Below are 16,549 nucleotides of genomic sequence, written 5' to 3'. Positions count from 1 at the left end.
GATGGCCTCGTCCAACGACAAGATGCTTGAGGCGCTTCGTGCGTCGCTGAAGGAGACCGAGCGACTCCGGCAGCAGAACCGGCAACTCCAGGCCGCGTCCCGGGAGCCGATCGCGATCGTCGCGATGAGCTGCCGCTTCCCCGGCGGGGTGCGCACCCCCGAGGAGCTGTGGCAGCTGGTCGCCGACGGCGGCGACGCGATCTCCGTCTTCCCCGAGGACCGCGGCTGGGACACCGAGGGCGTGTACCACCCGGACCCGGCGAACTACGGGACGACCTACTCCCGCGAGGGCGGCTTCCTCGCCGACGCGGGGCGCTTCGACGCGGACTTCTTCGGCATCTCGCCGCGCGAGGCCCTCGCCATGGACCCGCAGCAGCGGCTGCTGCTGGAGACGTCCTGGGAGGCCTTCGAGCGGGCCGGCATCGACCCGGCCGGGCTGAAGGGCAGCCAGGCCGGCGTGTTCGTCGGCGCGGCCTCCTCGGGCTACGCGTCCTCGCTGCGCGCCGTGCCGGAGGGGCTGGAGGGCCACCTGCTGACCGGCAACGCGGGCAGTGTGGTCTCCGGCCGGCTGGCCTACTCCTTCGGGCTCGAGGGACCGGCGGTCACCGTGGACACCGCCTGCTCCTCCTCGCTGGTCGCCCTGCACCTGGCGGTCCAGGCCCTGCGCGGCGGCGAATGCACGCTCGCCCTGGCCGGCGGCGTCACGGTGATGGCCACCCCGGACACCTTCATCGAGTTCAGCCGCCAGCGGGGCCTGTCCGCCGACGGCCGCTGCAAGTCCTTCGCCGCGGCGGCGGACGGCACCGGCTGGTCCGAGGGCGTCGGCATGATCCTGCTGGAGCGCCTCTCCGACGCCCGCCGCCTCGGGCACCCGGTGCTGGCCGTCGTCCGCGGCACCGCCGTCAACCAGGACGGTGCCAGCAACGGCCTCACCGCCCCCAACGGCCCCGCCCAGCAGCGCGTCATCCGCCAGGCCCTCGCCAACGCCCGCCTCTCCGGCGACCAGGTCGACGCCGTCGAGGCGCACGGCACCGGCACGGTGCTCGGCGACCCGATCGAGGCCCAGGCGCTGCTCGCCACCTACGGCCAGGACCGGCCGGAGGGGCAGCCGCTGTGGCTGGGCTCGCTGAAGTCCAACCTCGGCCACACCCAGGCCGCCGCCGGTGTCGCCGGCGTCATGAAGATGGTCATGGCGATCCGCGCCGGGGTGCTCCCGCAGACCCTGCACGTGGACGAACCCTCGCCGAAGGTCGACTGGGCCGCGGGCTCCGTCGAACTGCTCACCGAGGCCAGGGACTGGCCGGCGACCGGCCACCCGCGCCGGGCCGGCGTCTCCGCCTTCGGCGTCAGCGGCACCAACGCGCACGCCATCATCGAGCAGGCCGCGCCGGTCGCCGACGGCGACGAGCCGGCCCCCGTCGCGGGCCCCGGCGCGCTCCCCGCCGGCACGCCCGTCCCGTGGGTCCTGTCCGCCCGCACCGAGAAGGCGCTGCGCGCCCAGGCCGGGCGCCTGCGCGACTGGGTCGACGCCCACCCCGACGCCCACCCGGCCTCCGTGGCCGCCTCGTTGGCCGCCTCCCGGGCCTCCCTGGAGCACCGCGCGGTGCTGCTGGTCGACGGGCCGGAGGCGGCCGAGCGCGCGCTGGCGGCCTTCGCCGAGGGCGCGGACGAGCCGGCCGCGGCGCGCGGCACGGCGGACGAGGCCCGGACGGCCTTCCTGTTCACCGGGCAGGGCAGCCAGCGACTCGGCATGGGGCGCGAGCTGTACGACGCCTTCCCGGTGTTCGCCGAGGCCTTCGACGCGGTGTGTTCGCGGGTCGAACTGCCGCTGAAGGAAGCGGTGTTCGGGGAGGACGCTGCGGTCCTGGCCCGGACCGAGTTCACGCAGCCGGCGCTGTTCGCGGTGGAGACCGCGCTGTTCCGGCTGTACGAGAGCTGGGGGGTCCGTCCGGACTTCCTGGTCGGCCACTCGATCGGCGAACTGGTCGCCGCGCACGTCGCCGGGGTGCTGTCGCTGGACGACGCGGTGGCCCTGGTGGCGGCGCGTGGCCGGCTGATGCAGGCGCTGCCCGAGGGTGGCGCGATGGTGGCGGTGAAGGCCACCGAGGCCGAGGTGCTGCCGCTGCTGACCGCTCAGGTGAGCATCGCGGCCGTCAACGGTCCTTCCTCCGTGGTGATTTCGGGCGACGAGGCCGAAGTGCTCGCGATCGCCGGGCAGTTCGAGAAGACCAAGCGTCTCAACGTCTCGCACGCCTTCCACTCCCCGCTGATGGACGGCATGCTGGACGACTTCCGCCGGATCGCGGAGGGCCTGACGTACAGCGCCCCGCGCATCCCGGTCGTCTCCAACGTCACCGGCGCCCTCGCCACCGCCGAGGAGCTGTGCTCGCCCGAGTACTGGGTGCGCCACGTCCGCGAGGCCGTCCGCTTTGCCGACGGCATGCGGGCCCTGGAGGCCCAGGGCGTCAGCGTCTTCGTCGAGCTCGGCCCCGACGGCGTGCTGTCCGCGCTGGGCGAGCACGGTGTCCGCGTCCCCGCGCTGCGGGCCGGCCGGCCCGAGGCCCGGACCGCGCTGACCGCGCTCGCCACCGCCTACGCGCACGGCGTCCCCGTCGACTGGCAGGCCCTGCTCACCGGACCGGACACCCGGCGGGTCGACCTGCCGACCTACGCCTTCCAGCACGAGTGGTTCTGGCTGGAGACCGGCCGCACCGCCGTCCCGACCGCCGACGCGGCGGCCCGCGACAACGACGCCGAGCAGCTCGACGCCCGGTTCTGGGAGGCCGTCGAGCAGCAGGACCTGCGCTCGCTCGCCACCGCCCTGGACCTGGACCAGGCGGAGCTGGACGCCTCCGCCGACGCGCTCGCGCCCGCCCTGCCCGTCCTGTCGCACTGGCACCGGCAGCGCCGCGCCCGCTCCACCGTGGACGGCTGGCGCTACCGCGCCGCGTGGAACCCGCTCACCGACCTGCCGACCGCCGAACTCTCCGGCACCTGGCTGCTCGTCCACCCGGAGGGCGGCGGCGAGGACGGCTGGACCACCGCCGTCGCGGAGGCCCTGGAGAGATACGGCACCCACGTCCTGAGGCTGCCCGTACCGTCCGGCGCGCTCGACCGGGCCGCGCTGGCCGAGCGGCTGCGCGCTGCCGTCGAGGACCCGGCCGCACTGACCGGCGTCCTGTCGCTGCTGGCCCTCGGGACCGGCTCGCACCCCGAGCACCCCGTGCTGACCGCCGGCCTGGCCGACAGCCTCGCGCTGGTGCAGGCGCTGGGTGACGCGGGTGTGGGGGCGCCGTTGTGGTTGGCGTCGCGGGGTGCGGTGTCGGTCGGTCGTGCCGACCGGGTGAGCAGTGCGGTGCAGGCGCAGGTCTGGGGTCTGGGCCGGGTGGTGGCGCTGGAGGCGCCGGAGCGTTGGGGTGGTCTGGTCGACCTGCCCGAGGTGCTGGATGCCCGGGCGCGGGGCCGGTTGGCCGCTGTGCTGGCGGGTGTGGACGGTGAGGATCAGGTCGCGGTGCGCGCCTCGGGCGTGTTCGTGCGTCGTCTGGTGCGGGCCGGTCGCTCGGGTGAGGTGGCGGGTTCGTGGTCGCCGCGTGGCACGGTGCTGGTCACGGGCGGTACGGGTGCGCTGGGTGCGCGGGTGGCGCGCTGGTTGGCGGACAACGGTGCCGGGCACCTGGTGCTGACCAGCCGTCGGGGTCCGGAGGCCCCGGGTGCGGTCGAGCTGCGCGAGGAGCTGGTCGCGTCGGGTGTCGAGGTGACCGTCGCCGCGTGTGACGTCGCCGACCGTACGGCCGTCGAAGCGCTGCTCGCCGAGCACGAGTTCACCGCCGTCGTCCACACCGCGGGCGTCAACCACCTCGCGCTGCTCCCGGACGCGCGGCCGGAGGAGTTCGCCGACGTCCTCGCCGCCAAGGCGGGCGGCGCCGCCCACCTGGACGAGCTGCTCGGCGACACCGAGCTGGACGCCTTCGTCCTCTTCTCCTCGATCTCCGGCATCTGGGGCAGCGGCGGGCAGGCCGCCTACGCGGCCGCCAACGCCTACCTCGACGCGCTCGCCGAGCAGCGCCGTGCCCGCGGCCTGGCCGCCACCGCCGTCGCCTGGGGCCCCTGGGCCGACGGCGGCATGGCCGCCGAGGACGACGCGGAGGAGCAGCTGCGCCGCCGCGGCCTGCCCGTGATGGCCCCCGAACTGGCGATCGCCGCCCTGGCGCAGGCGCTCGACCACGACGAGACCGCGCTGACCGTCGCCGACGTCGACTGGGCGCGCTTCGCCCCGGTCTTCACCGCCGGCCGCAACCGCCCGCTGATCGCCGACCTCCCCGAGGTCCGCGGCCTGGCCACCACGGCCGCCCCGCAGGAGGGCCCGGCCGAAGCCGCCTCCCCCTGGGCCGCACGGGTCGCCGGCCTCTCCCCGCTGGACCGCGGGCGCGTCCTGGAGGAGCTGGTGCGCGACGCCGTCGCCGCCGTCCTCGGACACAGCGGCGCGGAGGCCATCGACCCCGGCCGGGCGTTCAAGGACCTCGGCTTCGACTCGCTGACCGCCGTCGAGCTGCGCAACCGCCTCAACACGGCCACCGGACTGACCCTGCCGGCCACTCTGGTCTTCGACCACCCGACCGCCGCCGCCCTCGGCGCCCACCTCGGCGCCGAACTGCTCGGCACCGACACCGGGGCGCAGGCCCCCGCCGTGCCGCAGGCGGCCGACGACGAGCCCATCGCCATCATCGGCATGGCCTGCCGCTACCCCGGCGGCGTCACCTCGCCCGAGGGCCTGTGGCAGCTCGTGCTCGACGGCTCCGACGCCGTCGGGGACTTCCCGACCGACCGCGGCTGGGACCTCGGCGCCGTGGGCAGCGCCCTCGGCGGAGAGCGGGAGACCTCCTACGCGCGCTGCGGCGGCTTCCTGCACGGCGCGAGCGAGTTCGACCCGGCGTTCTTCGGCATCTCGCCGCGCGAGGCGCTCGCCATGGACCCGCAGCAGCGCCTGCTGCTGGAAACCTCCTGGGAGGCCTTCGAGCGCGCCGGCATCACCCCCGGATCGGTGCGCGGCACGGCCACCGGCGTCTTCGCCGGCACCAACAGCCAGGACTACGCCGCCCTGCTGGCCGGCCAGGAGTCCAGCGAGGGACACCTCGCCACCGGCACCGCCGCCAGCGTGGTCTCCGGCCGCCTGGCCTACACCTTCGGTCTTGAGGGCCCGGCGGTCACCGTCGACACGGCCTGCTCCTCCTCGCTGGTCGCCCTGCACCTGGCCGCCCAGGCCCTGCGCAACGGCGAGTGCACCATGGCGCTGGCCGGCGGCGTCGTCGTGATGGCCACCCCCGGCACCTTCGTCGAGTTCAGCAAGCAGCGCGGGCTGGCCGCCGACGGCCGCTGCAAGGCCTTCGCGGCCTCGGCCGACGGTACCGGCTGGGGCGAGGGCGCGGGCATGCTCCTGCTGGAGCGCCTCTCCGACGCCCGCCGCAACGGCCACCAGGTGCTGGCGGTCGTGCGCGGTTCGGCGATCAACCAGGACGGTGCCAGCAACGGCCTCACCGCCCCCAACGGCCCCGCCCAGCAGCGGGTCATCCGCGCCGCGCTGGCCGGCGCCGGACTGACGGCCGACGAGGTCGACGCCGTCGAGGCGCACGGCACCGGCACCCGACTGGGCGACCCGATCGAGGCCCAGGCCCTGCTCGCCACCTACGGTCAGGAGCGCAGCGGCGAGCCGCTGTGGCTCGGCTCCCTCAAGTCCAACATCGGCCACACCCAGTCGGCTTCGGGCGTCGGCGGCGTCATCAAGATGGTGATGGCGATGCGGCACGGTGTGCTGCCGCGCACCCTGCACGTCGACGAGCCCACCCCCCACGTGGACTGGTCGGCGGGCGCCGTCGAGCTGCTGACGGAGACGCGGAACTGGCCCGAGACGGCGCACCCGCGCCGGGCCGGCGTCTCCTCCTTCGGCATGAGCGGCACCAACGCCCACGTCATCCTCGAACAGGCCGCCGACGAGCCGGCGGACACCGACCCGCAGGCCGCGCCGGCGACGCACGGCGACGCGCCGGTGCTCTGGGCCCTGTCGGGCCGTACCCCGGACGCCCTCGCCGCCCAGGCCGGACGCCTCCGCACCCACCTGGAGACCCGGCCGGACGTCCCGGCCACCGACCTCGGGTACTCGCTCGCGGCCACCCGTACCCACCACGAGCACCGCGCCGTCCTGCTCGGCGACGGCCGGACGGCCCTGCTCGACGGCCTCGGCGCGCTCGCCGAGCACGCCGACCGGACCGGACTCGTCCGGGGCGTCGCCTCGGGCGGCAAGCTGGCGTTCCTGTTCACGGGGCAGGGCAGCCAGCGGCCGGGCATGGGGCGTGAGCTGTACGACGCCTTCCCGGTGTTCGCCGACGCCTTCGACGCCGTCTGCGCCCGGGTGGAACTGCCGCTGCGCGACGCCGTGTTCGGCGAGGACGCTGACGTTCTCGCCCGCACGGAGTTCACCCAGGTGGCGCTGTTCGCCGTCGAGGTTTCGCTGTTCCGTCTCTTCGAGAGCTGGGGTGTCCGTCCGGACGTCCTGGTCGGGCACTCGGTGGGCGAGCTGGCGGCTGCGCACGTCGCGGGCGTCCTGTCGCTGGACGACGCCGTCACGCTGGTCGCGGCTCGTGGCCGGCTGATGCAGGCGCTGCCCGAGGGTGGCGCGATGGTGGCGGTCAAGGCCACCGAGGCCGAGATCCTGCCGCTGCTCACGGGCAACGTCAGCATCGCCGCCATCAACGGGCCTTCCTCCGTGGTGATTTCCGGGGACGAGTCCGAAGTGCTGGCGATCGCCGCGCAGTTCGAGAAGACCAAGCGGCTGAGCGTTTCGCACGCGTTCCACTCGCCGCTGATGGACGGCATGCTGGACGACTTCCGCCGGGTGGCGGAGGGGCTGACCTACGCGGCGCCGCAGATCGCCGTGGTCTCCAACGTGACCGGTGCCCTGGCCGCCGCCGAGGAGCTGTGCTCGCCCGAGTACTGGGTGCGGCACGTCCGCCAGGCGGTTCGCTTCGCCGACGGCATGAGCGCCCTCGAAGTCGAGGGCGTGACCACGTACCTGGAGCTGGGCCCGGACGGTGTCCTCACCGCGATGGCCCAGGAGTGCGTCAGCGGCGGCGAGTTCGCCTCCGCCCTGCGCCGCGACCGCGCGGAGACGCAGACCGTCGTCACCGCCCTCGCCGTGGCGCACGTCAACGGCGCCGAGCTCGACCTGACCTCCTACTTCGGCTCCGGCAACCACCGGGTCGAGCTGCCGACGTACGCGTTCCAGCGTGAGCGCTACTGGCCGGCGGTGGCTTCGGGCTGGATGGGCGAGGTCGCCTCGCTGGGCCTGGGCGCGGCCGACCACCCGCTGCTCGGGGCCGGCGTTTCGCTGGCCGACGCGGAGGGCTTCCTGTTCACGGGCCGCCTGTCGGTGGAGTCGCACCCGTGGCTGGCCGATCATGCGGTGCTGGGTTCGGTGATCGTTCCGGGCACGGCGTACGTGGAGCTCGCGGTGCGGGCGGGTGACCAGGTGGGTTGCTCGCTGGTGGAGGAGCTGACGCTGGAGGCGCCGCTGGTGCTTCCGGAGTCGGGCGGTGTGCAGGTCCAGGTCTGGGTCGGTGCGCCCGACGGCGGGGGTCGTCGCTCGGTGACGGTCCACTCGCGGGTCGAGGGCGCCGGTGAGGACGGCCTCTGGACGCGTCATGTCTCGGGTGTGCTGGCGGAGGGTGCGTTGGCTGCTGAGGGTGCGGGCCTGGTGGAGTGGCCGCCGGCGGGTGCCGAGGCGGTGGAGCTGGACGGCTTCTACGGGGCGATGGAGGGCGTCGGCTTCGGTTACGGCCCGGTGTTCCAGGGTCTGCGCTCGGCGTGGCGTCGCGACGGCGAGGTGTTCGCCGAGGTGGCGCTGCCGGAGGCGGTGGCGGGGGAGGCGGCCGGTTTCGGTCTGCACCCGGCGCTGCTGGACGCGGCGTTGCACGCGGTCGGGCTCGGTGGCCTGGTGGAGGACGCGGGAGCGGGCCGGTTGCCGTTTGCGTGGTCGGGTGTGTCGCTGGTCGCCTCGGGCGCGGGTGCGCTGCGGGTGCGGCTGGTGTCCGCCGGTACGGACGCGGTGTCGCTGACGCTGGCGGACGCCGAGGGCCGTCCGGTCGGTTCGGTGGAGTCGCTGGTGCTGCGGCCGGTGGTCGCCGGGCAGCTGACGGCGGCGGGCAACCGTGGTGGCGAGTCGCTGTTCGGCATGGACTGGGCGCAGATCGCGCTCGGGGCCGGGGCGGGTGCGGACGTTCGGATGGTGTCGTCGCCGGCCGAGCTGGCCGGGGACGAGGTCCCGGAGGCCGTGGTCGTCGAGGCACCGCAGACGGGCGGCGGTGACGTGGCCGAGGCCGCGCACGCTGCCGGTGTGTGGGCCCTGGAGCTGGTGCGGGGCTGGCTGGCGGAGGAGCGGTTCGCCGCTTCGAAGCTGGTCGTGGTGACGCGTGGCGCCGTTGCTGTGGATGCGGCGTCGGGTGTTGCGGGTCTGGCGGAGTCGGTGGTCTGGGGTCTGGTGCGCTCGGCGCAGTCGGAGAACCCGGACCGGCTGGTGCTGGTGGACCTGGAGGCAGGCGCCGAGCTGCCGTCCGGTGTTGTGGAGTCCGGTGAGCCGCAGGTGGCGGTGCGTGGGGGTGTGGCGTTCGCGCCGCGTCTGGTGCGCGTTTCCGCCTCCTCGGAGAGCAGCCTGTCGCTGGGTGAGGGCTCGGTCCTGGTGACCGGTGGTACGGGTGGTCTGGGCTCGTTGGTGGCCCGGCACCTGGTCACGGCGCACGGTGTGCGGAGTCTGGTGCTGACCAGCCGTCGCGGCCTGGGCGCGCCTGGCGCTTCCGAACTGCGTGATGAGCTGGCCGGGTTGGGCGTCGAGGTGGATGTCGTCGCGTGCGACGTGTCCGACCGCGACGCTGTCGCCCGCATGCTGGAGGGTCGTTCGCTGTCGGCGGTGGTTCACACCGCCGGTGTCCTGGATGACGGCCTGGTGTCGTCGCTGACGCCGGAGCGGCTGTCGGCGGTGCTGCGTCCGAAGGTCGACGCGGCGGTGATCCTGCACGAGCTGACGGCAGGGATGGACCTGTCGGCGTTCGTCCTGTTCTCCTCCGCCTCCGGCGTTTTCGGTGCCGCCGGCCAGGGCAACTATGCCGCCGCGAACGCGTTCCTGGACGCGCTCGCCGAGCAGCGCCGGGCCGACGGCCTGCCCGCCACCTCGCTCGCGTGGGGCCTGTGGGCCGAGGACGGCGGCATGTCCGCCGCCCTGAGCGAGGCCGACGTCCGTCGCCTTGCTCGCGCGGGCGTCGCCCCGCTGCGCGCCCAGGAGGGCCTGGCCCTGTTCGACGGCGCGCTCACACTGGAGCGCGCCCTGGTCGTCCCGATGCACCTCGACCCCGTCACGGCGGTCGGCACCGGCGACGTCCCGCCGCTGCTGCGCGGACTCGTCCGTACCCCGCGCCGCCGCAAGGTGGACGTCAGCAGCGGCTCCGCCGCCACGCTGGTGGGCCAGTTGAGCACCCTGTCGACCGAGGAGCAGCACCGTTCGCTGCTGGACCTGGTCCGCGGCAACGCCGCCACGGCGCTGGGCTACCCGTCCGCCGACGCGGTGGACGCCGTCCGGGCCTTCCGTGAGCTGGGCTTCGACTCGCTGACCGCCGTCGAGCTGCGCAACCGCCTCAACGCGGCCACCGGCCTGCGGCTGCCGGCCACGCTGGTCTTCGACTACCCGACGCCCACCGCCCTGGCCGACCACCTGCACACCGAACTGCTCGGACACCTCGAACCGGCCGCGGCCACCGCGGTCGTGAAGGCCCAGACGGCCTCGGGCGGGGACGACGAGCCGATCGCGATCGTCGGCATGGCCTGCCGCTACCCGGGCGGGGTCGCCTCGCCCGAGGACCTGTGGCAGCTCGTGCTCGGCGGCGGCGACGGCATCTCGCTCTTCCCGACCAACCGCGGTTGGGACGTCGAGGGCCTGTACGACCCCGAGTCCGTCCGCTCCGGCACGACGTACACCCGCGAGGGCGGCTTCCTGCACGACGCGGACCGCTTCGACCCGGTGTTCTTCGGCATCTCGCCGCGCGAGGCGCTCGCCATGGACCCGCAGCAGCGCCTGCTGCTGGAGACCTCCTGGGAGGCGTTCGAGCGCGCGGGCATCGACCCGGCCTCGATGAAGGGCAGCGCCACCGGCGTCTTCGCCGGCGTGATGTACCACGACTACGCCGCGCGCCTGCAGACCATTCCCGAGGAGATCGAGGGCTACCTCGGCACCGGCAACGCGGGCAGCGTGCTGTCCGGCCGCCTGGCGTACACCTTCGGTCTCGAGGGCCCGGCGGTCACCGTCGACACGGCCTGCTCCTCCTCGCTGGTCGCCCTCCACCTGGCCGCCCAGGCCCTGCGCAACGGCGAGTGCACCATGGCTCTCGCCGGCGGTGTGACCGTGATGGCCACCCCCGGCACCTTCATCGAGTTCAGCAAGCAGCGCGGCCTGGCGGCCGACGGCCGCTGCAAGTCGTTCGCCGCCGCAGCGGACGGCACCGGCTGGTCCGAGGGCGTCGGCATGCTGCTCGTCGAGCGGCTGTCCGACGCGCAGCGCAACGGCCACCAGGTGCTGGCGGTCATGCGCGGCAGCGCCGTCAACCAGGACGGTGCCAGCAACGGCCTGACCGCCCCCAACGGGCCGTCCCAGCAGCGCGTCATCCGCCAGGCGCTCGCCAACGCCCGCCTCAGCTCCGACCAGATCGACGTGGTCGAGGCGCACGGCACCGGCACCTCGCTGGGTGACCCGATCGAGGCCCAGGCGCTGCTCGCCACCTACGGCCAGGAGCGCACCGAAGAGCCGCTCTGGCTCGGGTCGCTGAAGTCCAACCTGGGCCACACCCAGGCCGCCGCGGGTGTCGCGGGCGTCATCAAGATGGTGATGGCGATCCGCGCCGGTGTCCTGCCGCAGACCCTGCACGTCGACGAGCCGTCCCCGCACATCGACTGGACGGAGGGCGCGGTCGAGCTGCTGACCGAGGCCCGGCCGTGGCCGGAGACCGGGCGCCCGCGTCGCGCGGCCGTCTCCTCCTTCGGCATCAGCGGCACCAACGCCCACACGATCATCGAGCAGGCCCCGGCGGAGAAGCGGCCGGCCACGGCCGTCGCCGGGACGGACGCGGCCCCGACCGTCGTCACGCCGTTCGTCGTCACCGCACGGGGAGAGGACTCCCTGCGGCGCCAGGCCGAGCGCCTGCACGCGCTGGTGACGGCCGACGACCGGCTTCCGGTCGCCGACGTCGCGCACTCGCTGGTGACCACCCGCACGGTCCTGGAGCAGCGGGCCGTGGTCCTCGGCGAGGACCGGGACGCCCTGATCGCCGGCCTGCGGGCACTGGCCGACGGCCAGTCCGACCCGCAGGTGGTCCAGGGCCTGGCCGGCGGCGGGAAGCTGGCGTTCCTGTTCACGGGGCAGGGGAGTCAGCGTCCCGGGATGGGGCGTGAGCTGTACGAGGCGTTCCCGGTGTTCGCGGAGGCCTTCGACGCGGTGCGCGCGCGGGTGGAACTGCCGCTGAAGGAGGCGGTGTTCGGGGAGGACGCTACGGTTCTCGCCCGTACGGAGTTCACCCAGGTCGCGCTGTTCGCGGTGGAGACCGCGCTGTTCCGGCTCTTCGAGAGCTGGGGTGTCCGTCCGGACTTCCTGGTGGGCCACTCGATCGGTGAGCTGGTGGCCGCGCATGTCGCTGGTGTGCTGTCGCTGGACGACGCGGTGGCGCTGGTCGCCGCTCGCGGCCGGCTGATGCAGGCGCTGCCGGAGGGCGGTGCGATGGTGGCGGTCAAGGCCTCGGAGAAGGAGGTGTTGCCGCTGCTGACCGCCCAGGTGAGCATCGCGGCGATCAACGGACCGTCCTCCGTGGTGGTTTCGGGCGAGGAGTCCGAAGTCCTCGCGATCGCTGGGCAGTTCGAGAAGAGCAAGCGGCTGAGTGTCTCGCACGCGTTCCACTCGCCGCTGATGGACGGGATGTTGGAGGAGTTCCGGGCTGTTGCCGAGGGGCTGACGTACAGCGCCCCGCGCATCCCGGTCGTCTCCAACGTCACCGGCTCGGTTGCGACGGCCGAGGAGCTGTGCTCGCCCGAGTACTGGGTGCGCCACGTCCGCCAGGCCGTTCGCTTTGCCGACGGCATGCGGGCCCTGGAGGCCAAGGGTGTCACCACCTTCGTCGAGCTCGGCCCGGACGGTGTGCTCTCGGCCATGGGCCAGGAGTGCGTCGACGGCGGGGTGTTCGTGCCGGCGCTGCGTGCCGAGCGACCGGAGCCGCGAACGGCGGTCTCTGCGCTGGCGACGGCGTTCGCCCACGGTGCCGCCGCGGACTGGAGCAGCCTGGCCTCTCGGGCCGGTGCCCGTCGGGTCGACCTGCCGACGTACGCGTTCGAGCGTGAGAGCTTCTGGCTCCACGTCCCGTCGCTCGCCGGCGACATGACGGCCGCCGGTCTCGGCGAGGCCGACCACCCGCTGCTGGGTGCGGCGGTGGCTCTTGCCGATGCGGAGGGCTTCCTGTTCACGGGTCGTCTGTCGGTGGAGTCGCACCCGTGGCTGGCCGATCATGCGGTGCTGGGTTCGGTGATCGTTCCGGGTACGGCGTTCGTGGAGCTTGCGGTGCGGGCGGGTGACCAGGTGGGTTGCTCGCTGGTGGAGGAGTTGACGCTGGAGGCGCCGTTGGTGCTTCCGGGGTCGGGTGGTGTGCAGGTCCAGGTGACGGTGGGCGCGGTGGACGCGTCCGGGCGTCGTTCGGTGGCTGTGCACGGTCGGGCCGAGGGCTCGTCGGAGTGGGTCCGTCATGTCTCGGGTGTGCTGGCGGAGGGTGCGTCGGCTGCTGAGGGTGCGGGCCTGGTGGAGTGGCCGCCGGCTGACGCCGAGGCCGTGGATGTGGAGGCGTTCGCACGGGGCCTGGCGGAGGCCGGGCTGGCGTACGGGCCGGCGTTCCAGGGTCTGCGGTCAGCGTGGCGCCGCGACGGCGAGGTGTTCGTCGAGGTGGCGCTGCCGGAGGAGATTGCTGGGGAGGCGACCGGTTTCGGTCTGCACCCGGCGCTGCTGGACGCGGCGGTGCAGGCTGTGGGGCTGGGCGGGTTCGTCCGGGCCGAGGGCCAGGCGCACCTGCCGTTCGCGTGGTCCGATGTGTCGCTGGTCGCCTCGGGCGCGGACGCGCTGCGGGTGCGGCTGGTGTCCGCCGGCACGGACACGGTGTCGCTGACGCTCGCTGACGCCGAGGGGCAGCCGGTCGGGACCATCCGATCGCTGGCTCTGCGGCCGGTGGTCGCCGGGCAGTTGGCGGCGGTCGGTGGGTCGACCGACTCGCTGTTCGGCGTGGACTGGGCGGAGATCGCGCTCGGTGAGGCTGGCGGTGAGGTCCTCGTGGTGGGTGACCTCGCGGAGCTGGATGCCGTGGAGGTTGTGCCGTCGCTGGTGGCGGTGGAGTTCGGTTCTGCGGACGGTTCCGGTGCCGATGAGGTGCACGCGGCTGCGGTCCGTGCGCTGGAGCTGGTGCGGGGCTGGGTGGCGGAGGAGCGGTTCGCCGCTTCGAAGCTGGCTGTGGTGACGCGTGGTGCTGTTGCTGTGGATGCGGCGTCGGGTGTTGCGGGTCTGGCGGAGTCGGTGGTCTGGGGTCTGGTGCGCTCGGCGCAGTCGGAGAACCCGGACCGGCTGGTGCTGGTGGACCTGGAGGCAGACGCCGAACTGCCGTCGGGTGTTGTGGAGTCCGGCGAGCCGCAGGTCGCGGTGCGTGGGGGAGTGGCGTTCGCGCCGCGTCTGGTCCGGGTCTCGGCCGCCTCGTCGGACAACGCTGTGCCGTCGCTGAGCGAGGGCTCGGTTCTCGTCACCGGTGGTACGGGTGGTCTGGGCTCGCTGGTGGCCCGGCACCTGGTGACCGCGCACGGGGTGCGGAGTCTGGTGCTGACCAGCCGTCGCGGTTTGGAGGCGCCGGGCGCGGCCGAACTGCGGGACGAGCTGGCCGAGTTGGGCGCCGAGGTCGAGATCGCGGCGTGCGACGTGACCGACCGCGCGGCCGTCGCCGCGCTGCTGGAAGGCCGGGAGCTGTCGGCGGTGGTCCACACCGCCGGTGTCCTGGATGACGGCCTGGTGTCGTCGCTGACGCCGGAGCGGCTGTCGGCGGTGCTGCGTCCGAAGGTGGACGCGGCGGTGATCCTGCACGAGCTGACGGCAGGGATGGACCTGTCGGCGTTCGTCCTGTTCTCCTCCGTGTCGGGTGTGTTCGGTGCGGCCGGTCAGGGCAACTACGCTGCGGCCAACGCGTTCCTGGACGCTCTGGCGGCCCGCCGCCGGGCCGAGGGGCTGCCGGGCACGTCGCTGGCGTGGGGTCTGTGGGCCGAGGACGGTGGCATGGCCACCAGCCTGAGCGAGGCCGACGTTCGTCGCCTGGCCCGGGCCGGCGTGGCGCCGCTGCGTTCGCAGGAGGGTCTGGCCCTGTTCGACGGTGCGCTCACGCTGGAGCGCGCCCTGGTGGTCCCGATGCACCTGGACCCGGTGGCTATGGTCGGCGGGGGTGAGGTCCCGCCGCTGCTGCGGGCCCTGGTCCGTGCGCCGCGCCGCCGGACCGCCGCGCGTGGCGGTTCCGCTGCTGCCGGTTCGCTGGCCGAGCGCCTGCTGGCCCTGTCGGCCGCGCGCCGCGACGAGGTGGTCCGCGAGGTGGTCCGCACCCAGGTGGCCGAGGTCCTCGGCTACGCCTCGGCGGAGGGGGTCGACCTGACCCGCGCCTTCCGGGAGCTGGGCTTCGACTCGCTGACGGCGGTCGAGCTGCGCAACCGGATGAACGCGGCCACCGGTCTGCGGCTGCCGGCCACGCTGGTCTTCGACTATCCGACGCCGTCCGCGCTCGCCGAGTTCATCCGTGACGAGCTCGTGGGTGAGGCCCCGGTGGTGGCCGAGGTGCTGTCCACGACCATCGTGGACGAGCCGATCGCGATCGTCGGCATGGCCTGCCGCTACCCGGGTGGGGTCGCCTCGCCCGAGGACCTGTGGCAGCTGGTGCTCGGCGCCGGTGACGGCATCACGTCCTTCCCCACTGACCGTGGCTGGCATCTGGACGCCCTGGAGGACGTCAACTCGGGTCTCTCCGGCACGAGTTACGTCACGGAGGGTGGTTTCCTGCATGACGCGGGCCTGTTCGACCCGGCGTTCTTCGGGATCAGCCCGCGTGAGGCGTCGGCGATGGACCCGCAGCAGCGCCTGCTGCTGGAGACCTCCTGGGAGGCCTTCGAGCGCGCGGGCATCGACCCGGCCTCGATGAAGGGCAGCGCGACCGGCGTGTTCGCCGGTGTGATGTACCACGACTACACCTCGCGTCTGCACGCGATTCCGGCCGGTGTCGAGGGTTACCTCGGTACGGGTGGTTCGAGCAGCATCGCCTCCGGACGGGTGGCCTACACCCTGGGTCTGGAGGGTCCGGCGGTCACCATCGACACCGCCTGCTCCTCCTCGCTGGTCGCTCTGCACTGGGCGACGAAGGCCCTGCGTGAGGGCGAGTGCACGATGGCCCTGGCCGGTGGTGTGACGGTCATGTCCACCCCGGGCGCGTTCATCGAGTTCAGCAAGCAGCGCGGTCTGGCGGCCGACGGCCGTTGCAAGGCCTTCTCGGCCGACGCGGACGGCACCGGCTGGTCCGAGGGTGTGGGCATGCTCCTGCTGGAGCGCCTGTCCGACGCCCAGCGCAACGGGCACCAGGTGCTGGCGGTCGTCCGCGGTTCGGCGATCAACCAGGACGGTGCGAGCAACGGCCTCACCGCCCCGAACGGTCCGTCCCAGCAGCGCGTGATCCGCCAGGCCCTCGCCAACGCGCGGCTCACGGCCAACGACGTGGACACGGTCGAGGGCCACGGCACCGGCACCACTCTCGGCGACCCGATCGAGGCTCAGGCGCTGCTGGCGACCTACGGGCAGGAGCGTGCCGAAGAGCCGCTCTGGCTGGGCTCGTTGAAGTCCAACATCGGCCACACCCAGGCGGCGGCCGGCGTCGGCGGCATCATCAAGATGGTCATGGCGATGCAGCACGGCGTGCTGCCGCAGACCCTGCACGTCAACGAGCCGTCCCCGCACATCGACTGGGCCTCGGGCGCGGTCGAGCTGCTGACCGAGGCCCGGCCGTGGCCGGAGACCGGACGTCCGCGTCGCGCGGCCGTCTCCTCCTTCGGCTTCAGCGGCACCAACGCCCACGCCATCATCGAGCAGGCTCCGGTGGCGAAGCGTTCGGAGCGTCTGTCGACCGAGGACGGTCAGGCGCCGCTGGTGCTGTCCGCGAAGAGTGAGGGTGCTCTGCGGGGCCAGGCCCAGCGACTGCTCGCCCTGGTCGAGGCCGAGCCCGAGCTGCGGGTCACCGACCTCGCCTACTCGCTGGCCACCACCCGCGCGACGATGGACCTCCGCGCCGGCGTCGTCGCGGACAGTCGCGACAGCGTCGTCCGAGCCCTCACGGCACTCGCCGAGGGCGGCACGGCCGCCGGGCTGGTGACCGGGGCAGCGGGCGGGAAGCTGGCGTTCCTGTTCACGGGGCAGGGC

The 16,549-nt window shown here is 73.9% G+C and carries 1 protein-coding gene (cut by a window edge); it reads left to right on the top strand.

Features of this window, described 5'->3' with window-relative positions; genetic code table 11:
• Position 1: 1 nt before the first annotated feature.
• Positions 2 to 16,549 carry the beginning of a type I polyketide synthase gene (locus ACGF13_RS12620; RefSeq protein WP_392872713.1) on the top strand. Its footprint extends 17,499 nt past the window's final position, so the window shows 16,548 of its 34,047 coding nt (coding positions 1-16,548); the start codon lies at positions 2 to 4; its stop codon lies beyond the right edge, outside the window.

It is taken from the genome of Kitasatospora sp. NPDC048286 (genome assembly GCF_043201735.1).
In the GTDB taxonomy this organism is placed as follows: Bacteria; Actinomycetota; Actinomycetes; order Streptomycetales; family Streptomycetaceae; genus Kitasatospora.
Note: the sequence above shows the minus strand (reverse complement) of the source record. Positions and strands in the feature narration are given on the sequence as shown.